The sequence below is a fragment of the Geomesophilobacter sediminis genome (assembly GCF_016458275.1).
In the GTDB taxonomy this organism is placed as follows: Bacteria; Desulfobacterota; Desulfuromonadia; order Geobacterales; family Geobacteraceae; genus Geomesophilobacter; species Geomesophilobacter sediminis.
Genome location: NZ_JAEMHM010000001.1, coordinates 95,245 through 119,179, shown reverse-complemented (window position 1 = coordinate 119,179; position 23,935 = coordinate 95,245). Strand labels below are relative to the sequence as shown.

Annotated in this window: 21 protein-coding genes; all 21 read right to left on the bottom strand. The window is 55.4% G+C overall.

The genetic code is table 11. From position 1 onward, the window contains the following. Positions 1 to 77: 77 nt before the first annotated feature. Complete coding sequence (locus JFN93_RS00500; RefSeq protein WP_199382020.1) at positions 78 to 1,511, bottom strand: MBOAT family O-acyltransferase; 1,434 nt, start codon at positions 1,509 to 1,511, stop codon at positions 78 to 80. Beyond that, the gene (locus JFN93_RS00495; RefSeq protein WP_199382019.1) at positions 1,508 to 2,671 is read right to left on the bottom strand and encodes a hypothetical protein; all 1,164 of its coding nucleotides are present in this window, start codon (positions 2,669 to 2,671) and stop codon (positions 1,508 to 1,510) included. The genes JFN93_RS00500 and JFN93_RS00495 overlap by 4 nt, the downstream gene beginning before the upstream one ends. Before the next feature lie 151 nt (positions 2,672 to 2,822). Continuing rightward, on the bottom strand, positions 2,823 to 4,001 hold the full coding sequence (locus JFN93_RS00490) for a glycosyltransferase (RefSeq protein WP_199382018.1): 1,179 nt from the start codon (positions 3,999 to 4,001) through the stop codon (positions 2,823 to 2,825). A gap of 55 nt (positions 4,002 to 4,056) precedes the next feature. Then, entirely contained in the window at positions 4,057 to 5,199 is a 1,143-nt protein-coding gene (locus JFN93_RS00485) for a glycosyltransferase family 4 protein (protein WP_199382017.1), read from the bottom strand. A gap of 28 nt (positions 5,200 to 5,227) precedes the next feature. Continuing rightward, entirely contained in the window at positions 5,228 to 6,763 is a 1,536-nt protein-coding gene (locus JFN93_RS00480) for a capsular polysaccharide export protein, LipB/KpsS family (protein ID WP_199382016.1), read from the bottom strand. 4 nt (positions 6,764 to 6,767) lie between these two features. Next, entirely contained in the window at positions 6,768 to 7,763 is a 996-nt protein-coding gene (locus tag JFN93_RS00475) for an SGNH/GDSL hydrolase family protein (RefSeq protein WP_199382015.1), read from the bottom strand. Beyond that, positions 7,764 to 9,203 (bottom strand): MBOAT family O-acyltransferase, encoded by a 1,440-nt coding sequence (locus JFN93_RS00470; protein WP_199382014.1) that lies wholly within the window; start codon positions 9,201 to 9,203, stop codon positions 7,764 to 7,766. It abuts the gene before it with no gap. 138 nt (positions 9,204 to 9,341) lie between these two features. Continuing rightward, on the bottom strand, positions 9,342 to 10,139 hold the full coding sequence (locus JFN93_RS00465) for an FkbM family methyltransferase (RefSeq protein WP_199382013.1): 798 nt from the start codon (positions 10,137 to 10,139) through the stop codon (positions 9,342 to 9,344). A 6-nt stretch (positions 10,140 to 10,145) separates the two neighbouring features. Then, positions 10,146 to 10,805, bottom strand: coding sequence for a class I SAM-dependent methyltransferase (locus JFN93_RS00460; protein WP_199382012.1), 660 nt, complete (start codon positions 10,803 to 10,805; stop codon positions 10,146 to 10,148). After that, entirely contained in the window at positions 10,792 to 12,114 is a 1,323-nt protein-coding gene (locus JFN93_RS00455; protein WP_199382011.1) for an oligosaccharide repeat unit polymerase, read from the bottom strand. Before JFN93_RS00455 ends, JFN93_RS00460 begins: the two co-directional genes overlap by 14 nt. A 39-nt stretch (positions 12,115 to 12,153) precedes the next feature. Beyond that, a complete protein-coding gene (locus JFN93_RS00450; RefSeq protein ID WP_199382010.1) occupies positions 12,154 to 13,467 on the bottom strand; it encodes a lipopolysaccharide biosynthesis protein in 1,314 nt (437 codons plus the stop codon). 39 nt (positions 13,468 to 13,506) lie between these two features. Further along, positions 13,507 to 14,187 (bottom strand): acylneuraminate cytidylyltransferase family protein, encoded by a 681-nt coding sequence (locus JFN93_RS00445; RefSeq protein WP_328753176.1) that lies wholly within the window; start codon positions 14,185 to 14,187, stop codon positions 13,507 to 13,509. 14 nt (positions 14,188 to 14,201) lie between these two features. Further along, a complete protein-coding gene (locus JFN93_RS00440; RefSeq protein ID WP_199382008.1) occupies positions 14,202 to 15,251 on the bottom strand; it encodes a nucleotidyltransferase family protein in 1,050 nt (349 codons plus the stop codon). A 120-nt stretch (positions 15,252 to 15,371) separates the two neighbouring features. Then, entirely contained in the window at positions 15,372 to 16,037 is a 666-nt protein-coding gene (locus JFN93_RS00435; RefSeq protein ID WP_199382007.1) for a class I SAM-dependent methyltransferase, read from the bottom strand. A 12-nt stretch (positions 16,038 to 16,049) separates the two neighbouring features. After that, entirely contained in the window at positions 16,050 to 17,048 is a 999-nt protein-coding gene (locus JFN93_RS00430) for a GNAT family N-acetyltransferase (protein ID WP_199382006.1), read from the bottom strand. 1 nt (position 17,049) lies between these two features. Further along, the gene (neuB, locus tag JFN93_RS00425) at positions 17,050 to 18,138 is read right to left on the bottom strand and encodes an N-acetylneuraminate synthase (protein ID WP_328753172.1); all 1,089 of its coding nucleotides are present in this window, start codon (positions 18,136 to 18,138) and stop codon (positions 17,050 to 17,052) included. After that, positions 18,135 to 19,289, bottom strand: a complete 1,155-nt coding sequence (gene neuC / locus JFN93_RS00420; protein WP_199382005.1) for a UDP-N-acetylglucosamine 2-epimerase — start codon at positions 19,287 to 19,289, stop codon at positions 18,135 to 18,137. Before neuC ends, neuB begins: the two co-directional genes overlap by 4 nt. 50 nt (positions 19,290 to 19,339) lie before the next feature. Further along, complete coding sequence (locus tag JFN93_RS00415) at positions 19,340 to 20,263, bottom strand: methionyl-tRNA formyltransferase (protein ID WP_199382004.1); 924 nt, start codon at positions 20,261 to 20,263, stop codon at positions 19,340 to 19,342. Between the two features lie 156 nt (positions 20,264 to 20,419). Next, positions 20,420 to 21,517, bottom strand: a complete 1,098-nt coding sequence (locus tag JFN93_RS00410) for a LegC family aminotransferase (RefSeq protein WP_236021461.1) — start codon at positions 21,515 to 21,517, stop codon at positions 20,420 to 20,422. 71 nt (positions 21,518 to 21,588) lie between these two features. Beyond that, positions 21,589 to 22,599 (bottom strand): NAD-dependent 4,6-dehydratase LegB, encoded by a 1,011-nt coding sequence (locus JFN93_RS00405; RefSeq protein WP_199382002.1) that lies wholly within the window; start codon positions 22,597 to 22,599, stop codon positions 21,589 to 21,591. Between the two features lie 59 nt (positions 22,600 to 22,658). Further along, the gene (locus JFN93_RS00400) at positions 22,659 to 23,846 is read right to left on the bottom strand and encodes a GumC family protein (protein ID WP_199382001.1); all 1,188 of its coding nucleotides are present in this window, start codon (positions 23,844 to 23,846) and stop codon (positions 22,659 to 22,661) included. Between the last annotated feature and the right edge of the window lie 89 nt (positions 23,847 to 23,935).

Below are 23,935 nucleotides of genomic sequence, written 5' to 3'. Positions count from 1 at the left end.
GCAGACACGTCGTCTCCGGTCGCAATCCCAAGCAGATGAGGGTTCGGCACCTCCAGGCCCTCGAGTCGGAACGACTGCTAGAACTGAAAATACACGAATGCCTTCGAACTTGTGTCAAAGACGATGACCGCGACGATCATTGCGGTATAAACGAGCGCCCGGCCGGAAATGTGCAGCGGATGGGGGCGCTGCTGGCCGAGATTTACTTCCAGCCAGGGCCGGGCCACTTGGAGTGCCAGAAGGGCCAGGGCCACCACGCCGATGAACACCATCGTGTTCTCCCGCATGACCGCCGGATGCAGGCCCCCTTTCAGAGTGAAGATGGCCCGGTACATGGAAAGGGCTGACGTCATGTCCTGGGCCCGGAACAGGACCCAGGCGAGATTGACCATTAGGTACGTCACTCCCCACCCGATCAGGTACCTGATGAAATAGGCGCCTTTGGAGAGCTTCTTCCGGTTCAGGGTGAAGATGCCTTTCAGGGCGGTCTGATTCAGCACCAGCAGGGATCCGTGCCAGCATCCCCAGGCCACGAAAGTCCATTGGGCACCATGCCAGAGCCCGCAAATCGCCATGGCCACCAGCAACCAGAGCAGGGCCAACCGAGGATAGTTACGGGTGGAAAAACTGATCGGTGTAAACACGTAGTCCCGAATCCAACGGGACAAGGTCATGTGCCAGCGGGTCCAGAACTCCTGCGGCGAAGGCGCGGCATACGGCCAGTTAAAGTTCTCAGGGAAGGTGAACCCGAACAGTCGGGCCGATCCGATGGCGATGTCGGAATAGGCGCTGAAGTCGAAGTAGATCTGCAGCCCGAACCCGAAGGTGGCGAAAATCGCGTCCACGCCGTTGGGTGTGGCGCCGCGTAGAAAGACTGCATCGATGTAGGTGGAGAGCGCGTCGGCAATCACCACTTTCTTGAAGAACCCAAACAGGATCCGCTGGCAGCCGAAAGCAAGGTCAGCCTGGGTCACGTGGCGCGTTGCCAGGATCTGGTCCGCGATCTCGTGGGGCCGGATGATCGGGCCAGCGATGAGCTGCGGCCAAAAGGCCTTGAAGAGAAGGAAGTCGCGCAGCCGTTGAAACGGCTCCTCGCCGACCCAGACGTCAACCAGGTAGGCAACCCCTTGAAAGGTAAAGAAGGAGATCCCCAGGGGGAGGATGATTTTCGGGATGTCCAGGTGCCACCCTCCCCCGGCAGCGGTAACCAGTGCGGCGAGGTTGGTAAGGAAAAATCCCGTGTACTTGAAATACAGCAACGGTACTAGGTTGACCAGGACCCCCAGCACAAGAGGTGTGTTCGCCTCCTGCCGGGTGGCCAGGAAACGGCCATAGGCCCAGTTGAAAACGCTGATCCCAAGAAGCAGGAACCCGAAGCGCCAGTCCCAGGTACTGTAAAAGAAGTAGCTGGCGGCGATCAAGAGCACGTTGCGCCAGCGGGGTGGCATGCTCCAGTAGAGCAGAAAGACCATGGACAGGAAAAGCAAATAGGTGTAGCTGGTGAAGATCACTGTGCCCTCCCCCCGTTTCCCAACAGCGGACCGAACTCCCTGAGGATCGCCTGGGCGGTGATCGCATGGCCTTCGGCACGGAAGTGTTTGTAATCCGGCCCCCCCATGAACTCCCCCCAGTACTTGGAGGGGACGGTCCCTTCGAGGTTGGCGAATGGAATGGCCTTCTGTTGGCACAGCTGCTGTAGCCACACCTTGAAGGCGGCATACTGGGAAGGGACGTACGGGTTCCGGGCCAGTGGATTCAAAGGAATAACGTAATAGATCGGCTGCACATGGTTCTCATTGGCAACATCGGCGATCATTTCCAGAAACTCCTGGTTGAGCTGGTAGCGAGACTGCAGGATGGGCCGTTTGCTCTGCGGCGTGATATGGAACATCCAGTTGCGCAGTTCGAAAAGTTGCCCCATGGTTACCGCGTTCAGGTCCTGCCGGGCAGCCACCAGCGGGAGCAGGGATGCCACCTTGCTGCGCAGGCGCTCTTCAAAGGTAACCTCCCCCTTTTTCTGGGTGGATTCGACGGCGGCCAGCGAAGCAAGCATTTTCTCAGCCGCCTTGGGGTACCTGTTGCGGTACCTGAGGGCCGCATCACGCCAGATTTGCGCCAGTTCAGGCCGGGTGCCCAGCAGGCGTTGCAGACCGGGGCGGAGGTCAACGTTACGGAATTTGTCAAAGCAGACGCCATAAATGAAGTAGTTCGGGTGGGCTTTGGGTATGCTCAGGGTGGTGAGCAGCATCAGGAGCGCTTCTTCATTGTGCATGTTGGGCGCCGCCAGGCCAAAGGCGCGCATGCCGCTTGGCGAAAGAGCAGCATCGAGGTGCTCGACGATGATCCGGTCGCCTGGCTTCTGGTCGTTGATGGCGTACATCTGTGACATGCCCGCCAGGATCGTCAGTCGCCCCATGCTGCTGTCGGGGAGATACGGGAGGTACTGCTCGAGGTTCTCCCCGACCGACATGTCCCAGTTCACGGTCCGCCGCGAAGGATCTTGCGGAGCCGAGATCAAAAGATTTTGCTGCCGCTGCTGGGTCAGGGCCTTCTGCCAGGAAATGACACAGAAATCAACCAGAATCAACAGAAAAATCACCAGCGTCGGCACGCCGAAAAGAAGCCTTTTGTCGCGGACCATCGTATGCAATTTGAGGTGAGAGGTAACCATGAAAACAACACTCCTTGCCGTTGAATGCCTTAAAACCCTGACTCTTCCTTTGTTCTGCTGCCGAACAGTCGGCGTTGGCCTCCAGCTTCCCCCGGACCAGTAGGCTCGATCCCCGAGGTTGAACCCTCATCCGGGGAAACACGCCGCGGCACTAATCTGTGAGGATACAGGGGGGAGGGGAACCTCCGCCCAGAAGCCACTCGTATGCGGACCTCATTTCGGAGGCAATTTTTCCCCAGGTAAATCGAGTTCGCACCAGTTCGAGTCCGTGGGCACCAATCGACCTGCGCTCAGCATCATCCATCTCAAAAAAGGTGGCGAGGCCATCAGCGATAGCTCTGGGTTCGGGCTCTATCCTCAAAGCGGCACGGGCCGCGAACCCTTCCGGGACGTTGCATTGCGGGGTCATGAGCACCGGCTTTCCGTAAGCCCAAGCCTCCAAAACCACCATCGGAAACGCCTCGCTCAACGAAGGGAGGACAAAACCATCGGCGAAGTGGTAACAGGAAGCCTTGCTGTCACCGTACTGCGGCCCGAGAAACAGGATGTCGTCTCCCAGCCCAAGCTCAGTGGCGCGGGTGGCAAGAGTGGATTCGTGACCATGCTGCCCCCAGCCGGCTATCACCAAGGTCCAGTTCGAGCCCCCCCCCCCCGCTTTCCGTTTGAGCAGCGACCAACCGTCGACCAAGTTGTCAATCCCCTTGATAGGATGGATGCGCCCCAGGTACAAAAGCACCCGTCTTCCCTGGGGCACCCGCCCCAGCCACGGGGGAGGGGAAAACTCAGCCTCGGCGGGCGGCAAATCAATCCCATTCGGAATTTGGCAGATCGGAACCGTCACTCCGTACGCTTTCACCATCCTAGCCTCCGCCAAGCTCAGCGCGTGAATACAAGAGGCGGACCTGAGGTGACGATTTTCGTAGAGCAGCGCGCCAACCTTTTTTTTCCAGTTATTGATCCCCAGCGCCTGAGGATTGAGCATCCCGTGGGTAGAAACCAGATATGGCTTTTTAGCTTTGCCACAGTAGTTTTGGGTGACAACGGAGGTGTACTTCCACAGTCCGTGGTTATGGATCAGATCCGGGTTCACCTGTTCCAGGCCGGGAAGGAGTCCCTTAGCATAGCCGAAGGTGACCGGCCCTGAGGTGGAAAAGCAGAGCGGTTTAAGCGGATGCCACTGGGGGGCATCTGCGGCCGAAAAACGATCTTCAAGCGCCAACACGCTCATGTCAACTCCCGACCGGGCGAGATGGCGGGACAGCGGCTGCATACTCCCCAAAAGGCCACCTGCGTCGCGGGAGATGGAAAAGGTAAGGAAGGCAACTTTCAAGGCAGCCTCCTCACCAAGGCCATGAATGAATCACCGCCAAATTCCCCAGGTAGGCTCACGAAGCCGCCTCCGTAAACCGTGTCAGGCATTGGACGAACCCATCGATCACTGCCTGCCGGGAAAAATTATCTCGATACAGCCCGGAGCTGATCTCACCCATGTTCCTCCATTGGACGGCCCGGGATAGCAGCGCATCGAAAGCCTTTCGTACCGAGTCCTGTTCTGCTGGGTCAAAAAGGTACCCGTTTGCCCCGTCTAGGACCGCCTCAAAATGGTTGCCGCATCTTCGGGACACCAGCACCGGCAGTTTCATGATTAGCGCTTCGACAAGTGTCAGCGGGCTCGGATCGGAAAAGGACGGCAACACGAAAACATTGGCGCTTCTGTAAAGCGAAACCATCTTTTCGGTGTCACAGTGACCTAGCAGGGTCACGTGGTCCTCGATCCCATGGTCCCGGACATACCGCGCGATAGCTCCCTTATCCGGGCCATCGCCGGCGATCAGGATACGGCATTTCTTTACGTTCTCGTCACAAATTGAAGCGAGAAAGTTCATGATCCCCTTTACCTGCTCCTGCAATCGGACCGGCATCAAGAGAACGGGGAGGTCGTTCTCCTCCCGGCGCAGCAGCTCCATCTCCGAAATAGTGAACTTTTCCTCTTCGATGGTATTGGGAAACCGGATGAAGGTTTTGGGGGCGGTTTTCCATTTTGCGAAGGTGATTTCCGACATTTTTCCCGGGATAATCAGGGCGCCCTCGGCCGAGTCGAAGACTACCCGTCTCATCGCAGCCTTGTACCGGTTGTCGTTTCGGGCTCCGATAGTCAGATAGTTGGCCTCAGACCAAAAGTGCAGCCGGTTCTTTAGGAGCCCTAGGCGCTTCAGCAGGACCAAGGTCAAGACATTGAGATCGTTCCAGCTTCCGCCCAGAATGATCTCGCTCTCCTTGGTCCTCAGAAGCTTGAGAATCAGGCGGGGATTGAAATGAACATGAAAGCGCCCCACCATCCGGTAGAATCCGCGGTCCAGATAGTACGGGTGCCGTATCTTTTCCAACTCGATCTTCCAGTTGCGGTCCGCTTCCGAAGCACGCATATAATAGACGGCGAAATCGAATCCCTTTTTGTGAAGGTCGTCGAATAACGATATACGGTAAGGTGTAAAGATATTTTGTAAAAAAATGTACTTGTTGTTCATCCTGGACCGATCATGAGTGGGAGATTTCTTAATTTTCAGCACAAAGAGCCTGCATGGTTACCTTTTTGAAGTACAGGTGCGGCAGCAAATTGACCAACCGGAAAAAGATGACCAGCGACAGGTAGGGGAGCATCGATCCCTTGTATTCGTAACAAAGTGGCAGCAGTAACGTTTTAGATCGAATCTTGATCTCTTTACAATTGTAGTTCATGTACTGATACGGGGTACCAAGCTCTCCAAAGATGTAGAGGGCGTACTTCAAGGCCCCCAGCCGCGGTTTAGGTTCGAGCGGTTGATGGATCAGGGCATCCACCTCTGAGAGATGCTTGGGGTAATACGCAACGTCGAGATAGAGGTAATAGGCGCCTCCCAGCAAAACCACCGGTTTGCCCCAATAAGCGGCCTCCACTCCGGCCGTTGAACCGAATACGAAGACCTTTTCGCAGGCGTCAATCAGTTTGTAGGTCGAAACCGGCGAGGCCGCCGGGATAACAGTGATGTTCGGATAGTCCTTGAAAAGATCAGCTAGGCCCGTATGGTACTTGAACTTTATCCTCTTCAGATTGGGGTGGATCCGCAGGTAGAAATGAATTGAGGGATCTTGAGACGCTTGCTGCACCAAGTGAAGGATCCCATCTATCTGGCTCGGAAAGATCTTGTACTTATCAAAGGCGTCCCCGATACAGAAGAATTCATCTTCCGACGAGTTGAAGATCACGAAATTCCTTTTGGAACTATCCCAATTCGCCGGAAGGAGCTCGCGGTCCTGCCCGCTTATGTACACATGATCCGAAGCAGTCTCCCCTTTCCGGCGCTTTTCATAAAAGCTCGCCGCTACCTTCTCCTTATCGACACTTTTGCACCAATTGTCCCAGGCATCCTCGATGATACGCGCGGTGTTGTCGATGTCGTGCGGCATGGCATCGAGGTACTTCATCTTGTTCTGCTGACGGCGCGACGAGGAAAAAGTGAACTCGAGAATCGAGGTGCTGACTTTCTTGCTCAGGCTTACCTCCATGACCGGCCGCATTCCGCCGAACCTGCCGTTTACCAGGCAGACAACATCGGGGGCAAACCGGTGGACCATCTCCAGGGTCGCCTCGGTCAAATACGCTGAGGCACGCAAAGCGTGGTCGAAATAGCGGCGATTCAACGTGGTCAATGCAGGATTCAGGTTCCTGGTCATGGAGACGTAGGAAGATACGACCCCCAGGCCGATGTTGTTGTCGCGGTAGGCGATCTCCTTCACGTCCTCAATGGCGTCGTACTGGAACACGGTGGACTTCACCCGGCGCCGCGCTTCATCACTTAGAAATTCACCTAGTGTCTTGTGGGTGAAGTTGGGGTGTTTCAGCTTAGAAAGAAGCAGCCGGGAAGAGAGCATGCACTCCCAGCAGCGGATCCTGGATTCTTCCGGATTGGAATCGCAGGGCTTTGTCTCGCCGCTGCAGGTGACAAAGAGGACGGCATTCTCAGGATCCTGGAGATATTCCAAGGCCTCATCCAGTAGCCCCGGCATTCCGTTCGAATCCAGCGGGTAAAAATTGTAGAACAGTACCTTCATGAGGCTATCGTTTCCTTTTTTGATCGGTTGAGATGCCACGATCGGCATTATTGGCGGAGCCGTCCTGGCCCGAGGCGGTTGGATACCTCTCCAGAACCGCCGCCATGTCCTTGTTGAGCTGTTTAGAATACCGCGTACTCCCGTCGCGGTTCAAGTGGCCGGGATCGGCGAACATGGACCTATCGAAATTAATTCCAGAGATCAGGCCGCCATTGTAGTTAAGGAACGGAACGCGGCATTGCGCAGCTATTTCTTCCAGCAGTTTGTTGTGCCGGGGGGCGGCCACCGGTCCCCAGGAGGGGACATACTCGGGCGCCTGCACCAGAATCACGCGGGTGTTTCCGCTTTGCATCTTGCGGATCAAAGACTTGAAGGCCCTAACTTTGCTGTCATCGAAACCGGTGAACGCCTGAGGGTCGATAGGTTTCAACGAACCGTCATGGGCAAACGCCACGAACCCGTTGCATCTCGTATTCTGATCCGCCTCCATGTTGCGCAGTCTGATGACCTTTCTGAATAAAATGCCACTATTCAATATAAGGTACTTGTTGCGGAGCAGGCTCACCCGGTCCGCTTCCCCGCGGCTCAGAAGCGCGGCCAATACAGCATTGGGATAGTATCGGGAATCATCCTCGATCCGTCGAGTCAGATGCTTGGGCAAAAACATGAACCAATCGACCTCATAGACTACGATGGAAGGAGGGCCCTGGTACTTGAGGAAAAAATTTTCATACCACTTCAAAAAAAATGTGGATCCTGCACCGTCCAGAGCGAAGTTATAGAACTCGGGACTAAGGTATTTGGGATTAATGCCCTGGGCCGCATGGGAGGAGCCGATGATTATGTTCTTTACCTTGGGACCTTTGAACAATTTACCGTAGGCTTGTTCGTAATTGTTGAGGGAAAAGGTATCGATATACCTCGCATACCGTTCAATTACAACCAGCGTAACAAGCAGAAGAAACAGGTGCACAGCAATTTTACTCAAGATACTTTTCATTCAAAATCCGGTGTAAATGAACCCAGTGCTCTCAGAAATTCCGAACAGCACGATGGAAACCACAAAAAGATAGTACACCGAGTGTCGTAAGATCTTGTTGCGGCTCTGGAGAAAAGCCAGACTTCTCTGAAAACCAAAAATTGAACTGAGCGCAATGAGAACCACCAGTGCCATCAACTCCAACCGCCCCTGGGAGAGGAGCAACTTGGAAGTCGCCCCGGGAACATCGCTCGCAACATGGCTGATCACGTAGATGGCGTCCTCCAGGCTGGAGGCCCGGAAAAATATCCAGGCGAAACAGACCAGGTTGAAGGTCACAAGAATCTGCCAGGTTTTAAGCACCCAACTCTTCTCCAGCCCAAGCGCCCGGTGCAGCTTTTTTTGGTAGGGACGGTAAAAGACCGAGCAGGCCATATACAGGCCGTGCAATCCTCCCCAGACCAAAAAACCCCAGCTGGCACCGTGCCAAAGCCCGGAGATCAGGAAGGCGACCAACAATGCCGCGGCAGTCCCCCAATTGCTCCAGCCGCGCCACTGCATCTGCAGCGGCTTGAAGATGTAATCAAGAATCCAGCGGGAGAACGAGATATGCCACCGGCGCCAGAAATCGGCCACCGAGGTAGCCATATAGGGCCGGTTAAAGTTCTGGGTCAGCCTGATGTTGAACAGCAGGGCGGAGCCAAGCGCCATATCGGTATAGGAAGAGAAGTCCGCATAGATCTGGAAGGCATAGCCGTAGGTCGCAAGCAGCAGCGAAAGGCCCCCGAAGCCGTGAACGTTGTTGTACACGGTGTCAACGTACATACCGAGGCGGTCAGCGATAACCACTTTCTTGAACAGCCCCCATGCGAAAAGGAGTATTCCCAGGCGCACGTTTGCGTAGTTGAACTCGTAACGTTCCTTAAGCTGTGGCAACAGATCCCCGCCCCTTTCGATGGGGCCCTGCAACAGCTTGGGAAAGAAGGCCAGATAGAGGGCGAAATAGCCGAGGTGGCGCTCTGGGGGTTCAAGTTCCAGATAGACGTCAAACAGGTAGGACATGGCCTGAAAGATGTAGTAAGAAACCCCAATGGAAACCAGCGCGGTCATCGGCGGAATGCTCATCGGAACTGCGAGCAGCGACGCCAGCGACCTTAGATTTTCCATAAGAAACGGAAGGTATTTCATGACCACGAGGATCAAGGCATTCGCGGCAATACCACTCCACAGCAAGGCCCGCTTCAGCGTCGGGGAAGCCGACTGACCGATACAGATACCGGCCCCGTAGGTCACCACGGTAACCAGCCCCAGTACCTCCAGCAGATGCAGCGCATTAAGCGCCGCATAGAAGGCAAGGCTTGCCGCCAGCAAGGCGCACCAGCGCCCCCGCTCCCCTGTCACGGTGAAGAGCAGATAGGCAACCGGCAAAAACAGCAGGTAGCTGATCGAATTAAAAAGCATGCACCAACCTCAGGAGTACCTCCATTAGGAAAACACGACCTTGCGGATACGGCCGGAACCAGCAATAGGCTCGCAAGCGCTCCGGCCCCCGGAGGGGAGCGCCACCGGTCAGGGCGGGTTTAATGGCAACGGTATCGATCAGACCCCGGCACGGTGACAGTACCAGACCGACCGATACTGCCTGAGAACGAAACCGTGCTCTTGGAGCACCCGGGAGATGAATTGCTGTCCCGAAATGCTATGGAACTCGATGATCAACCAGTCGACCAGCGCCAGCCACCCTTCGGGGTGCTCGGCGAAAACCGATTCTTCTGCACCTTCGATATCGATCTTGAGGATGTCAATCCGGTCGATTCCGTAGCAAGCAACCAGCGTCGGGATGGTGGTAACGGGAATCGACTCTTGCCCGTCATCGTCAATAGCTGCGGCGGTTTCCCCGCTCTTGAAACGGACCGTCCCATCGTAGGAAAAGAGGCCACAATTTCGCAGCATTACTCGGTTTCCGTAGGGAGCCAGGTTCTTCGAGGTCATTTTAAAGGTTGTCGAATCCGGTTCCAAGGCCACAACCGTTAGGTCCGCGAACCTGGAAAGGAAGTACGCCGAGGTGTCGCCGATATACGCACCGGCATCGATCATCCATTTCGGTTCCGCCCCCGGGGAAAATTTCCCCCACTCCTCACGGACAATGTTGTTGATGACCGTTTTAACGTCGTCGGTGCCGGGGCGCAGGTATATTTGGTGCCGGAGATTGTCGAAGCTCATCGGCACGGCACTCTCCGCCTCGGGCGAACCTTGTTGCAACCTCAGCAGAACAAGGTACCTGTTCACGCCGTAGCGCAGGGCAACGGCCAGGAAGTCCAGGAAGGAGGCACAGGCCAGATACAGGGGGCTGCTGGTTTTAACGTATAGTTGGGCTAATCTTCTGATTTTTTCCATGGCAGCCTAGATCGCCTTTTTCCGGGCGACCACCCTAACTTGGGAATTGTTTCTCGTGAGCAGACCATAAAAATGACAGACGGCATCAAAAGCACGCCGGCCAAACTTCGCCACGGTTCGGTACCGGGGTGGCCACTTGAAAAAGTAGGAATCGACTCCTTCCACCTCGTATCCGGCACTAATGAAGAGGTTCCCCAAGGTCATCGGGTTCCAGGTGTAAAGGTGCATGTGTACATTGTCGGGCTTCCAGCGATAATCGATGCTTTCGCATGGGACGTAGAAGACGATACGGCCGCCCGGTTTGAGTTTGTCGAGAAGAGTGCTGAGCTCCGCGTGCGGAGAAAAGCAATGCTCCAAGGCGTGGTTGGAAATGATCACATCGGCTACCGAATCTTTCAGCTCATGGGCAAACTTCACCACTTCCAGCCCATTCTCTCGCTTTGCCACCATGCGGGCGGTGTCGTTGATTTCTACGCCGATTTTTCGGGCACAGTTCAGGTTTTTTAGAATGAACCCTCCGCCACAGCCAAAGTCGATCACCGTTGCGCCTGCCGGGATGTACTGGGCGAATTTCGGCGTCTCCGCCCATCCGCTGAATTCGCCCATGTCACGTTGAAAGGCGAAATAGTTCTCATCGTAATAGGTCGTTACCTCATCTCGCACCATCGGTGCCCCCTGTGAGCAAATTGTGTGTCACATCGGCCCGTGAATCCTGCTGGGTGCGGCGTCCCCTCCGCCGGGCCTTCATGTAGAGATACGTCGGGACAGAATAGATAATTGCCAGATTGTAATAGCCGCTGTTCATTTCCGATCCAAAAATCCCCATGGCCGGCAGAACGAAGGCGACCCCTAGAACCAGAAAATGGTTAAACGGCAATTTTCCATTTATCGGACTAATCTTCTTCAAAATCAACCAATAGACAGCGATGAATAAAAGCGTTCCTGAATACCCAAAGTCAAATAGAAGGTTGGTTATCAGTCCATTAAAAAGGCTGGAGTAATTCCCCCACAAGGAAAACAACAGCGGAACAATGCTGTCGGGATTATAGTCGATGAGGTGAAGCTTCCCTGCAAACAAAAGGACGATGGGAAAGGAAAGCCTGCCGTTTAGCGGCTCGAACGAATAAAGCTTCATCACCTCAAAACCGTTTCGGTACCATTGCGAAAAGTAATCGAAGAGGCTGAATACCACCGGGTTCGTTATTAATGACTGGGAAGCCACCGCCCGTTGATAGGCAAGGACCTCGGTAAAACGGTTCACCGAAATCACGTAGAAAAAGGTCCCCAACACGACCAGAACCAAAAGCGCCATGACATTGATGGTGGTGCGGGCCCGCCGACTGAGTTTTCTGTAGAAGAACGGCAGGAAAAACGCATAACTTACCAGAAAGGTCATAAACCCGGACCGACTGAAGACCATCAGGCCGTTGAGCACTATGTTCAGCGACAGGGTGATCGTCAAGACGGCGTAAAGGTAGTTGTTTTTCTTGAGGTAGTAGAAATGGAGGGGTATCAAGAAATACGCCGTTGGGTGCAGGTAAATGGCCTTGATCAGCAACTGGCCGTTAATGGGCATGGTCGCGACCAAGGCGCTGCTCTCGCCGAGATTTTTATAGGCGGAATAATCGGTTACGTTGGTGAAGGCATAATAGATGACCTTCGAAAAATTGTAGAATATTACCGCGTTAAGCCCCAGAAGCACGTTGGTGAAGTACTTTAGCTTTTGGGGATCAGGCTCGTCTATCTCAAGTCGGTACGTGAACCGGCTCCAAGGCGCGATGAATGCCGTCAGGGTCAGCGCGACGAAGAGAAAATTGAACATCGCAGGGTAGGTGTCCAGAGGGTGGTCGTAACCGATCAGGTACCCGCCTCCCAAGGAAAGGATGTACAAGGACAGCAGCACCAGACTCGGAGAAGCCGGGTAGATGACCTTCAACAGGCACAGGATGAGAACGAGATACAAGAGTAAGTGCATTTATAAGCAAAGCCTTCGATAAAAATTCATGTAGGACCTTCAGACTATAGCAACTACGGATCTAGCCCTGAAGTTCCAGGGGAGACGGTAGAGGCTGTCAGCATAAAACAACACGGCAAGAAAGGTGATGAGAGACACCAGGCTGCTGGAATACACCGCCCCGAGCGAACCGAAACTCCTCACGAACAGGTAGGTCAAGCAGATTTGCAGCATCGAAGAAAGAAAGGTTATGGTGCCCAGGATCTTGGTTTTCTTGCGGTAAAAGATGTAACCCGAGACCATGGAATACATTCCCTGGAAATACAGCGTGGTCATCAACAGCGGCATGTACTGAATCGCTCCCAGGTAATCCCCGGAGAAAAAAAGCGGGATGATGAAAACCATGATGAAGTAGCTGCCAACACACATGCCGAGCAACAGGGCTGCAAACAGGTAGGTTATTTTCACCAGCTTTTTCTTTATCACCATCGCCTCGTCCTCGGGCAGGGTGTCGACAAGGCTTAGATCCTTGTACATGAGAGGTGCGTAGGCATTGAAGAAGGAGCCTGTAAAAACCCCGATGATCCCGCCAAGGTTGAAGGCAACCGAATAGACACCGTTCGCTGCGATGTTCACACAATTGCTGATGATGATCTTGTCCATCCCCGATTTGAACCAAAAGGAGAGCGTGTGCGGGAGCAACGGCAAGCCAAAGTGGAAAGCCCTCTTGATTTCTCCCGCATCGACCTTACCGAAAAGGTACCTGCTTCTCCCCATCAACCACAGGCTGAGCATCATGGAGACAACGGCCGCAGCCACCATGCTGATGGCCCGTCCCTGCCAGCTCCAGCGCAAAACCACCACGAAGGCGATCGCCAAAACGGCGGTCACCAGAGATTGCAGGATCTGAACCGCGTTAAACAGGTAGATGCGGTTTTGCATCCTCAGCAGCGAGGTGTACAGCATGAAGATGCTGGCAGCCACCGAAGAGAGCACCGCCAAGTACTGCCACATTGCGGAAATGCCGAGATAGCGCTCGACGAAGCCGTCGAAAAGCAAGATCATCAAACAGGTGAAGGCCCCCAAGGCCACGATCAGGTAAATCAGGTTCGACAGATAATCGCGTAGCCCACCGGGGTCGATCGAATAGTAGGATACCGACAACATCGAGTAGGTGTTCAACGCACATATCGCCGTGAAGATCTGTACCGCAACCCCGAAGTTGGTGAAGACTCCGAAATCTGCCGGCGACAGATATTTAGCCACGATCGGCAGCAAGATAAAGGGAATGGCCTTGCCGATGCTGTCGCCCATGGTGTAAATCATGGTCGACTTGAGAAGCGGGCTCTTCAGAAGCTGTTTCGCACTAAGCATTAAGGTTTCCTGCCTGAAAACAGATCTTGGGGAGCCATCCTATGCGCCCAAAGCCGGGTTGAGAAGAAACAGTTCTGATATCAGGAGGTCCATCTCCGAATCGATGTCGATACTGGACCTCCGGTTCATGACATAGGACACGGTGTCGCTGACGATAAAGGAGCGTTGGCGGACCAGGGCGGCACAATCGCCGACGTACACGGCGCCGTTCAAGGCAAAAACGGTCGGCAAGTCCTGCCGGCGCGCTTTTAGCTCCACGTTATCCATCAGCGGACACAACCGCTCCTCTTGGTCACGGGTGAACATCCAGTAAGGGCTTTTGTCCGGCTCGGTGACCGAGACGCACGTGCTCGACTTCCCGGTTACGCACAGCGTAATGCAGGCGTCGATATCCGCTGCGGTCCGCAAGGGGGAGGTAGGCTGCAAGAGCACCACGTAGTCGTACCCTGGCAGAGCCTCAATCGCATGAAGAACGGGGGCGATCCCGGGGGTATCGTCCCTGGACAATTCGCTGGGGCGCACAAAGGGGACTTCACACCCCCACTCCCGAGCCACCGCGATGATTTCGGGATCTTCCGATGAGAGAACCAGCCGATCGATAAACCTCGATCTCTTGGCCTCCTCGATGGTCCATGCGATGAGGGGCTTGCCCGCCACCGCGCGGATATTTTTGCGCGGGACCCCCTTGGACCCCCCCCGGGCCGGGATCACGGCGAGCACGCTTTTCCCCGCTATCACTTGAACACCTCAGAATATTCCCCGTTGGCCCTCTCATAATCAGCGAGCCTGCCGATGTCGAGCCAGTATTCGTGGACCGGGAAAGCAGCGGTAGCGTGATTCTCGGCGATGATCTTCTCGAAAAGTGTGGGCATATCGTAAAACTCGTTGCGCGGTATGTACTTAAATGCCAGGGCATCAAGCACGTAGATGCCGGCACTGACAAAAAAGCTTTGCACCGGCTTTTCTTCGATTCCCACCAGCCGGTGCTGGTCGAGCTTCACGACGCCGTAGGGAACCTGGAAGTCGTACTCCCGGACGCACATGGTCGCAACTGCCTGATGTGCCGTGTGGAAATCGAGGAGGTGCTGCAGATTGATCTTGGTCAGGACATCGGCATTCATGACCAGAAGAGGAAGCGTCGGTTCGAAGGGAAGAATCCCCAACGCGCCGGCGGTGCCCAGCCTCTTCTCTTCCTGAACGTAGGAAATCTCCACCCCCCACCGGGCCCCGTCACCGAAGTAGTCCTGGACCATGTGGGCCTTGTAGTTCACCGACAGGAAAAATTTGCGCAACCCGTACTCGATACAGTTTTCCAGAATGATTTCCAAGACCGGCTTGTCCCCTACCTTGAGCAGGGGCTTCGGGCAATCCTTGGTCAGATCCCCCAAACGGGAACCCAGCCCTCCCGCCATCAGGAGCACAGCATTGTCGCGCTGCTTGACCTCCATCAAATCATCCCAAATTTCCAGACCGACGACGCAGCCGTTCCGGTCCAGAACGGGAATCTGCCGCAACATCCTGGCCTTCATGATCGACAGGATGGATTCGCGGCCGTCCTCGATGCGGGCAGTGGACGGCTTGTTGAACATCACTTTACGGACCGGCTCGTTAAGCCCGACGTTGTTGAGAATGCCGCGCCGGATGTCGCCATCGGTGACCGTCCCGAGCAAGCGGTTGGCCGCATCGACCACCAACGCGATCTGCAGGGCACTGGCGTCGATAATCTCCATCGCCTTTACCACGGGCGTATCCGGTTCAATGAGAATGTTTTTCCAGCTCTTCATATAGCCCCAGGGAGCAGGCGTCAACACCAGGCCTGCTCTTGGTATGCGGTACTTGGGAATCGGGTCGGAGCCTTTGGGTGCCCGAGCACCAAGCAAAAAGCCCGGCAGTGCGGCACGCTCTTACGGCTTTTCCCCTTCAACGATCCATTCCCGGATTTCGTGCTGCCGATGATCCGCGGTTCGAGTCAAAAGGACGGTATCGGTGACGGTAAAACCGCGGTACAAGCGCCCAATCTCCTCGTGTTCGGTGAAGCGGGAAAAACCCTTGTTCTGGCAGGGCCCCTCGGCCACCAGCCACGCGTTATGGCCGACCCTCTCCCCGGTTCGGTCCCCCCAACTCCCGGTAGCAAAAGTACGGGAGAAGAGTTTTCCCTTGCTTCGGGTCACCCGGGCCATCTCCTGACACATATGCTGGGTTTCCTCGAACGAATTACAGTAGAGCGCTTCGTTGTCGATCACCGCATCGAAAAAACCGTCTTCAAAAGGGAGTCGGGAGATGTCCCCAACGGTAATGGCACCGGTCCACCCGGGGCATTCCGCGTCCAGACGGCCTCGCGCATGAAGCACCGCGGTCTCTGATCCGTCAACGCCATAGACGCTGAACCCCTCGCGCGCCATGTACCACAGATTCGCGCCCGGCCCGCACCCGACCTCAAGCAGCCGAACCTTGTTCCGGGAGGACGTCCGGTAGAAATTCCTGGCAACGAAACGGATCAGGTCCTCTCCTGGGTATTTGGCCCAGGCCTGTTGACTGAAAAGTTCCTCCCAGCACGGATCCCATGCCATACAAAGCCCTCCTTAGAATCGATAAAAAAGAAACTTTTTGGGAATTTCTTTGCCCTTTTCGAGCCAATCGGATTTCAAGGAGGCGTAATGTCCCTCCAGATGTACCCGAAGTCCGATCTTGTACAGACTCCTCTTCTCGGAAAAGCCACTTTTGAAGAAGAGCAACGGGTTGTCTGGATGGCAATCGTTGCCCCCGCCCAGATGAAGAGAGCGACAGCCGATCCGTTGTCCCAGCAGCGCAGCTTCATGCAAGATCAGGTTGGTTGCGGCAAGCTTCTTACCGCAGGACGTAGCTCCAGATAGATGGTATTCCATGGAAGCCTCCTCAACGAGGAAGATTGCCACGGCAAGCAGTTGGTCCTGCAGTTTGCACACGGCAAGCCGGGCCCCCTCCCATTGAAGCAGCTTCCGGAAATAATCCAGGTTGAAGAAGTACGACGTGTCGGCACCGATCGCACACATTGCTTCCAAATAGCAATCAGAGAAGAGCTCCGCCATATGTTCGCCTTGGTGCCACTCGACGTAGAGGCCGTTTTTCACCGCCTTTTTTACGGCGGTTCGGGCCCGCACCTGGTAACTCATCAGGATATCCGGACTGGCCAGATCGATCCATACTGTCTCCCGGTCGTTCACCACATCACCCTGGTAGTATTGCCAATTTTCCAGTAAGGGGTGGAACCTGATAAATTCGGCCAAGACGTTGTTTTTTTTACACCAGGTGACATGGCTGGACCACGCGCGCTCCAGGAAACCACGTTCGGCAGTGGTGGCCACCGGTCCACCGTACCCATAAGGGGATTGGATGTCGTTCAGCTCCGTACCCAAGACCGGCGCAAGGTGGAATCCGTGATAGTAGGTTTCCTCGCCTTCGGTGTATACGAAGAAGACCGGCCGCAGGAAATCCTCCCGAAAGGCATCGGTGACGACATAGCAGGGATGGTTCGAGGCAAACCTCTTTTCCGCAGGGAGGCTCGAAAAAACCTCTACGGCTTTTTCAAAGGGTACGTGCATGTTACCCAATCACCTCATCCTCTTGATAATCCTGCTGCGCCGTAGTTCCCAGCAGTTCCCAGTAGCGCATCGGACTGATTCCGGTCCCAGGCCGTTTGGCGGTAAGATTCCTCTCGGTGAATGATTCGCCTTTGCTGATCGCCACCGCAGCAATGAGGCTTTTTCGGGCGATGGGAGCATTTTTCTCCTCGGCAGGTACCGGGATTTTGGCTCGTCCCCCTAAAGCTTGCTCGACCTGGCGGATTCCTGCGACCATCGCCCGCAGTTCATCTGGCTCCAAAGAAGCCCGGTGATCCGGTCCCGGGAGGGTACGATCCAGGGTGAAATGCTTCTCCACCATGACCGCGCCCAGGGCCGCCGCAGCGATAGGAACGGCGATCCCGGGGGTGTGATCCGAGTACCCAACCGGCAGGCCAAATGCCGCTTCCATGGTTGCCATTACCCGAAGATTAACTTCATCAAAAGGTGCAGGATATTCGGTGGTGCAATGCAGCAGGGTGACCTTACTCTTGAGGGCGCGTTGACCGGCTGCAGAGCAAAACGCATCCTTAAAAGCCGACAGGCCGGGGCTTTTTCCCTCCGCCAAATATCCGAACGCCAGGACCCCCAAAGCGGTCTCAATTTCGGCCAAGGTGCTCATTCCGGTGGAGAGGATCACCGGTTTCTGGGTCCTTGCTGCAGCAAGCAGCAGCAAGGGGTTCGTGATCTCGCCAGAAGGGATCTTCAGAACCGGCAGGTCGAAAGTCCGGGCCAGCAGGTGCAGACTGTCCAGATCAAAGGGGGTGGAAAGAAACTGGATTCCCTTCTTCCGGCTCTGTTCTATCAAGGTTCGGTGAGCAGCCTCGCTTAGTTCGAGCTTCTTGACCATTTCAAACTGGGATTCCTGATCACCGGTCGTTTCCACCTGGTATCCGGCCTTCGGAGCCTTCCGGCTGATCTCGTTTTCCGTCTTGAAGGTCTGAAACTTGACCGCATCCGCGCCAGCTTCAGCGGCGATATCAACCAGTTCCAGGCCCATATCGAGCGATCCGTTGTGGTTCACCCCGGCTTCGGCGATGACATAGATCCGATTTTTCATAGGTAGGGTCATGCAGGCACCTCATGGAAGTGTTTCTTCAACAGCTGCTGCGGGTCAGAAACCGACTTCAAAACCTCTACGATACGCTGAGAGCTGTTTCCGTCGCCGTAGGGATTGATCACATAGCGGCAGTCCAGTTCAAAGGAGGCGCGGATCGTCTGCAGGATCTCTTCGGCGACCGGCTCGCAGTTTAGGACGGAGGAGGGTTGCAGGCGCCCCTTCTGCCGGTCCCCGATATTGACCGTCGGTATTTTCAAAGAGGGAGCCTCATACAGACCGCTCGAGGAATTCCCCACGGCGGCATCTGCATGGGAAAGAGCGCTCAGGTAGCGCAGCTGCCCCAGCGAGGTGTACCCTTTGGCATTGGGGTGCCGGGTGCAGAATTCGTCGATCATCCGGATCAGGGCCTTGCCTCCGGTGTCCGCGTTCGGTTTGGTGAAAATGATCCCCACGTCAGGCCCGAGGGCAACTAACGCGGACAGCAGTTCCTTGAACTGGAGGTGGGCCGGCTGCATTTCGAGAGTCACCGGATGGAAGGTAACCACAACATTGCGTGCCCGCAGCTCGAAGTCGAGTTCCCGTTGCAGCTCATCCCGGCTCAAAAGCTGCAGCCGGGTGATCTGGTCGAGACCGGGGCTCCCCACGTTATAGACGTGCTCGGGAGGCTCCCCCATCTGCAGCACACGCCGTGCGGAGAGCTCGTTGGTGACGAAATGAAGCTGGGACATCTTGGTTATGCTGTGTCGAATCGCCTCGTCGAAAGCACCTTCCGTGGTATCCCCCCCCCCTATATGAGCGATCGGAATTCGGGCCACCAACGCTGCCTGGGCCACGGCGAGAATCTCGAAGCGATCGCCCAAAAGGACCAAAATGTCGGGATGCAAACGATACAAAACGTCCGCGCTTCCGAGAACACCCAGCCCGATGGATTTCGCGATCCCCACCGGGGTGTCACTGGACAAGAGCATGTCTATTTTGGCATCGATGGTGAAACCGTCGTTCTCGATCACCTGGTAGGTCAAACCGAATTCGGGAGAGAGATGCATACCGGTCGCAACGACTTGAAGCTGGAGTTCGCCGTCCTCCTGGATGCCCTTCATTAACCAATAGAGCAGGCCATATTCCGCCCTACTGCCGGTGACTACACAGATGCGTTTTGCCATTGGTTTCCCTAGTGAAAAAACTGGGTTGATGAGGTTCCGCCCCTGGGGGGTCATTCTCCCTTCAATTGAGTACCGATCTTCAACCTGGGGACCCTTTCGTTTTCGAGCACCTGCAACGGGGCGACGTCGGCAACTTTGGTGACTCTCAACACCGTGTCTCCTGTCTTGACGATAGAGCCGTGCCCGTCGAGACCTACCACGGTGCCGGGTCGATCAAGGTATCCCGGGGCATGTTCGACCAATTCCGTTTTCAAAACAGCAAGCTCCTTGCTCTCGGCACAGGTCCGGGCGCAAGGACCAGGGGTGGCGATCCCCCGAACGAAATTGTGGATTCTGGTGCTGGGCCAGGTCCAATCGATCCATTCGTCACCGGATTTCCTTTGCGAGCAGTAAAAGCCAACCGGGTGTATGCTGCTTTGCGGGATCCTCGTAACCGTACCATGGGCGATGGAGAGCAGTGCCGAGGACAGGATCTCGGCGCAGTAGTCCACCGCCTTGGTCAGCAGGGTCCCGTAGTCGTCGCCCGCGTCGATCGGCACGAAACGCTGCAAGATTATGTCGCCCGTGTCGATCCCCTCGTCAACGTAGTGAACCGTGATCCCCAACTGTGTTTCACCGTTGATCAGGGCCCAGTTCACCACGTTGCGCCCCCGATAGAAAGGCAGGGCACCGGCATGGCAATTGATGAACCCTTTCGGTGCCGACTCAATGAGCGTCTTTTTGAAAATCTGGTCGAAGGACATCGAAACGTGGATGTCGCATTGATGATCGTGTACCAGACGGATGAACCCGGGATCGTTTACGTTAGTCTGTGTATAAAAGGGGATCTTCATCCGGCAGGCATACTCCCGCAGGATCGGATCCGGCTGGTCGAACCGGGCTACGATGAAAGCAACCGTTAAATCTTCACTCTGAAGTAGCCTATCGAGCGCCTTATGGGCCCAAAGGCCGTCGGCAAAGTATCCTAGTTTCATAATTGTCCCGTTTCAAAGATGAAGTTGACGGGCGCCGGGGAGAAAAAGGGCGCGGGTCTTGCTTCGGGATGTGTCAAAAGGTGGTTTCCAGACGTGCTGGTAGGGAAACGGAAGGTTCCGACGCCGTCTGCATGTTTATCCGAGCCCCCCCGCTCATTACCCTTCAGCGAGTCTTGCGCTGCTGGGGATGTTGATCAGACGCCGTTCAAGACTCTCGGCGACGGGCAGCTCCATCCTGGGGCAGCCCGCGAACATCGGCAACCGGTGCATAAGGTTCCAGGCCGGTCGAGTCATTACTCCCCCGTCGTTGGTGAGGGCAAGCAGGGCGTCACGCTGACCAGAATGCTCCTCGTCGAGCAGCAGGGCGTTTAGCCAGTAATTGCTCCGGGCAAAACCCGGTTCCGAGATGAACCTGATCCCCTCGGCTCCCGCGAATGCCGCCGCGTAGCTTTGCGCCAGACGACGTTTGTTCGCTAGGAATCCGGGCAGCTGCTCCAATTGGGCACACCCTAATGCGGCGTTGAGATTCGGAAGACGATAGTTGTAGCCGATACGGTCATGGTTGAACTCCCAGCGGTGAGGCACTTTGGCAGTAGTGGTGAGGTGCTTGGCACGTGCAGCCAGTGCTTCGTCGTTGGTCAGGATAGCCCCGCCACCACCGGTGGTGACGATCTTGTTGCCATTAAAGCTCAACGCGGCAAGGCGGCCGATATTTCCGGTATGGGAGCCCTTGTAGTACGACCCGAGTGATTCCGCCGCATCCTCGATCAACTCAAGTCGGAACTGCCGGCAAACCGCAGCCAATTCATCCAGGTCAACCGGATGTCCGAAGGTATGCATCGGCACTACAGCCTTGATCCGGCGTCCAGTGTGCCGGTTGTAGCACCCCGAATCCCGAACCTCGGCGGTCTCAGTCAGGTATACTGCCAGACGTTTGGGGTCGACCCCCAGCGTGTGCAGCTCCGAATCGACGAAATGGGGCACGCCACCGCAATACGAAACGGCATTGGCGGTGGCAACGAACGTAAGGGCAGGAATCAGCACCTCGTCGCCAGCCTCCACACCAGCCAATATCAGGCAGATATGAAGGGCAGCGGTACCGTTGACCACCGCGATGGCCCTTTTGACACCAGTGAAGTTCGCAAGATCAGCTTCCAAGCGATCGACGAAAGCCCCGACCGAAGAGACCCACCCGGTATCCAGACATTCCTTGACGTAGGCCCACTCGTTCCCTGCGAAGGACGGCTCGTGCATACTGATGGAGTGGTCCGCAGGCAAAACCTGTCGCAGGGTCCGAAGCACCCCTTGTGAAAATCCGTCGGCTGTCATATGTTGTAGATGTTGGCCTTGTAGGCCTTAAGGTTCTCTGGTCTGCGAAACCACGCTACGGTCTCAGCAAGTCCCTTGCGTAGCCCCTCTTTCCCTGCAAATTCAGGGCTCCACCCGATCAACGCCTTCGCTTTGCTGTTTTCAGCCCAAAGCCGCTCCACCTCGCTTTTATCAGGGCGTAGCCGAATCTGATCCGTGACGATCTCGACCGTTGCGTCCATAACCTCAGCAATCATCTCGACGGTATCCCCAATGGAAACCTCGTAGTTGCTCCCGAGGTTGATGACTTCCCCGACGGAGTGATCCGACTCGGCTACGGAAATGAACCCGCGGACGGTGTCCTTGACATAGTTGAAATCACGGGTCGGATGCAATGCCCCTAACTTCAGGGAACGCTGGCCGTTGGCGATCTGGGTTATCACTGTGGGAATAATTGCCCTGGCGGACTGGCGGGGTCCGTAGGTGTTAAATGGCCTGGCGATGGACACGGGGGTGTTAAAGGAGGAATAAAACGACATAGCCATCTGGTCAGCGCCAATTTTGGATGCGGAGTAAGGGGATTGGCCCTGCAACGGATGTTCCTCGGTAATCGGAACGAAACGGGCGGTTCCGTAAACCTCACTCGTAGAGGTATGCACCACCTTTTGAACGCCTAACTCGCGGGCGGCCTGGACGACGTTCAGGGTTCCCTTCACATTGGTATCAACGTAGGTATCCGGCGAATGATAGGAGTATGGGATGGCAATCAGGGCCGCAAGATGCAGCACGACGTCGCATCCCTTCATGGCCTGCTTCACCCCGTGAGGATCCCTGATATCTCCGCTGAAAACGTCCAGCGATTTAAGAATCTCCGGCTCGGCACAGTCGAGCCACCCCCAGGAGTTAAAGGAGTTGTAGAGGACGAAAGCCCGGACGTCATGCCCGCGTCGCACCAGCTCTTCGACCAGATGTGATCCGATGAAGCCATCGGCGCCAGTAACCAGTATCTTTTTATTGCTAAGGTTCATAGAAGAAAGGTCCCGTTAAAGCCAAACAGTATGGTCAGCCAATCAAGAAAGCATCTATGTCATAATGCCCGTTTGAACACCAGCATCTGCCTTTTGATAGATGCCAGCAATTCACGATCCTCAATCGGCATATTTTCAAGGTGCTCCATTACAAAGGCCATGAGGATGGAAAACAAGAACGACATAACCGTCGAGTAGATGACCATCTGAGCGCGGGCTGGCTTGCATTTCTTGAGAGGAACCACGGCCTCATCGAGCACCTGGATCGAAGAGGAGTCTTTTGCCTCATTGAGCTTAGCCATCTCGTACTGCTTGGTTAACTGCTCGTAGACCGCCTCCTGCGTTTTTAACACGCGTAACCTGCGCGAATACTCCAGCCCGACTCCCGGCACATTGCCAACCGCGGGGATCCCCTCGCCATCGTCAGAAGTTCCGGCCATCTGTGCGACCTCACGTTTAAGACGCAAAATGCCGGTTTCCAGGGCTTTTACCTCCGGGCTCTGGTTGGTGCGAGACGCACGCAACACGGAGAGTTGTACCTCTTTGCTCGCCAGTTCGGCCTTAAGGCGTGCTATGCCCTCGATGGATGCCCGTGCCTGTGATTCCACCTGCACAACCTTGTGTTCTTGGGCGTAATTTTTCAGATCCTCCTCGGCAAGCTTCAAGTCTTTTTTCACAACGTCGAGGCGCTTTTCCAGAAAGAGTCTTTCGGTTCCCGCTTTGGAAAGGTTCATGCGAACCGTAGCCTTTCCTAATTCCTCAACCAGTGTATTAGCTAACTGGGCGGCAAGTTGTGGATTTTTGTCCTCAGCGGTGATCGTGACTAAACCATCTTTACCCGCCTGAACCCGAACCGCGTCATCCAGAACGCGCCGTGTCTGCTCCACCGTCGGCATTTCGTAGGCCTTGACCAGATTCAGACGCTGGATGACCGCATCGCTCACCGAACGGCTCTTGGCGATGCTGACGTAAAGTTCCCCCCCCCCCCCAAGAGCCCCGGTCATTAAACCTGACATACCGCCAGCCTGCCCAAGAAGTGCGGAGAGTCCCGGGCCGGTGTCCTTAGGCGGAGGTAGCACCTTCGCGGTAGCCGAATAAATATTGGGACGAGTGAGACTGTAGACGACGGAAAGCAGGATCACCAGGCTGCAGGTCTTGATGATGAACATCTTGCGTTTCACGATCACGTGCACGAGGTGCAAAAGTTTTGTTTCCTGTTCAACCATCATTTCTTGCGTTTCTGCCATTGAGTAATCCTTAAAACGACCTGATAGCTAAATGTTCCTTCTGGAAAGCGTCTCCAGATACGCCATTGGGTCAGTCATCATTCAACGCA

Excerpts from the sequence above, each read along its gene's own strand:
- neuB (WP_328753172.1), bottom strand. The coding sequence starts at position 18,138 with ATGACCCTACCTATGAAAAATCGGATCTATGTCATCGCCGAAGCCGGG.
- JFN93_RS00410 (WP_236021461.1), bottom strand. The coding sequence starts at position 21,517 with ATGCACGAGCCGTCCTTCGCAGGGAACGAGTGGGCCTACGTCAAGGAA.
- JFN93_RS00465 (WP_199382013.1), bottom strand. The coding sequence starts at position 10,139 with ATGGAAAAAATCAGAAGATTAGCCCAACTATACGTTAAAACCAGCAGC.
- JFN93_RS00435 (WP_199382007.1), bottom strand. The coding sequence starts at position 16,037 with ATGGCATGGGATCCGTGCTGGGAGGAACTTTTCAGTCAACAGGCCTGG.
- JFN93_RS00485 (WP_199382017.1), bottom strand. The coding sequence starts at position 5,199 with ATGAACAACAAGTACATTTTTTTACAAAATATCTTTACACCTTACCGT.
- JFN93_RS00460 (WP_199382012.1), bottom strand. The coding sequence starts at position 10,805 with ATGGTGCGAGATGAGGTAACGACCTATTACGATGAGAACTATTTCGCC.
- JFN93_RS00480 (WP_199382016.1), bottom strand. The coding sequence starts at position 6,763 with ATGAAGGTACTGTTCTACAATTTTTACCCGCTGGATTCGAACGGAATG.
- JFN93_RS00450 (WP_199382010.1), bottom strand. The coding sequence starts at position 13,467 with ATGCTTAGTGCGAAACAGCTTCTGAAGAGCCCGCTTCTCAAGTCGACC.
- JFN93_RS00415 (WP_199382004.1), bottom strand. The coding sequence starts at position 20,263 with ATGAAACTAGGATACTTTGCCGACGGCCTTTGGGCCCATAAGGCGCTC.
- JFN93_RS00470 (WP_199382014.1), bottom strand. The coding sequence starts at position 9,203 with ATGCTTTTTAATTCGATCAGCTACCTGCTGTTTTTGCCGGTTGCCTAT.
- JFN93_RS00440 (WP_199382008.1), bottom strand. The coding sequence starts at position 15,251 with ATGAAGAGCTGGAAAAACATTCTCATTGAACCGGATACGCCCGTGGTA.
- JFN93_RS00475 (WP_199382015.1), bottom strand. The coding sequence starts at position 7,763 with ATGAAAAGTATCTTGAGTAAAATTGCTGTGCACCTGTTTCTTCTGCTT.
- JFN93_RS00430 (WP_199382006.1), bottom strand. The coding sequence starts at position 17,048 with ATGCACGTACCCTTTGAAAAAGCCGTAGAGGTTTTTTCGAGCCTCCCT.
- JFN93_RS00455 (WP_199382011.1), bottom strand. The coding sequence starts at position 12,114 with ATGCACTTACTCTTGTATCTCGTTCTCATCCTGTGCCTGTTGAAGGTC.
- JFN93_RS00400 (WP_199382001.1), bottom strand. The coding sequence starts at position 23,846 with ATGGCAGAAACGCAAGAAATGATGGTTGAACAGGAAACAAAACTTTTG.
- neuC (WP_199382005.1), bottom strand. The coding sequence starts at position 19,289 with ATGGCAAAACGCATCTGTGTAGTCACCGGCAGTAGGGCGGAATATGGC.
- JFN93_RS00405 (WP_199382002.1), bottom strand. The coding sequence starts at position 22,599 with ATGAACCTTAGCAATAAAAAGATACTGGTTACTGGCGCCGATGGCTTC.
- JFN93_RS00495 (WP_199382019.1), bottom strand. The coding sequence starts at position 2,671 with ATGGTTACCTCTCACCTCAAATTGCATACGATGGTCCGCGACAAAAGG.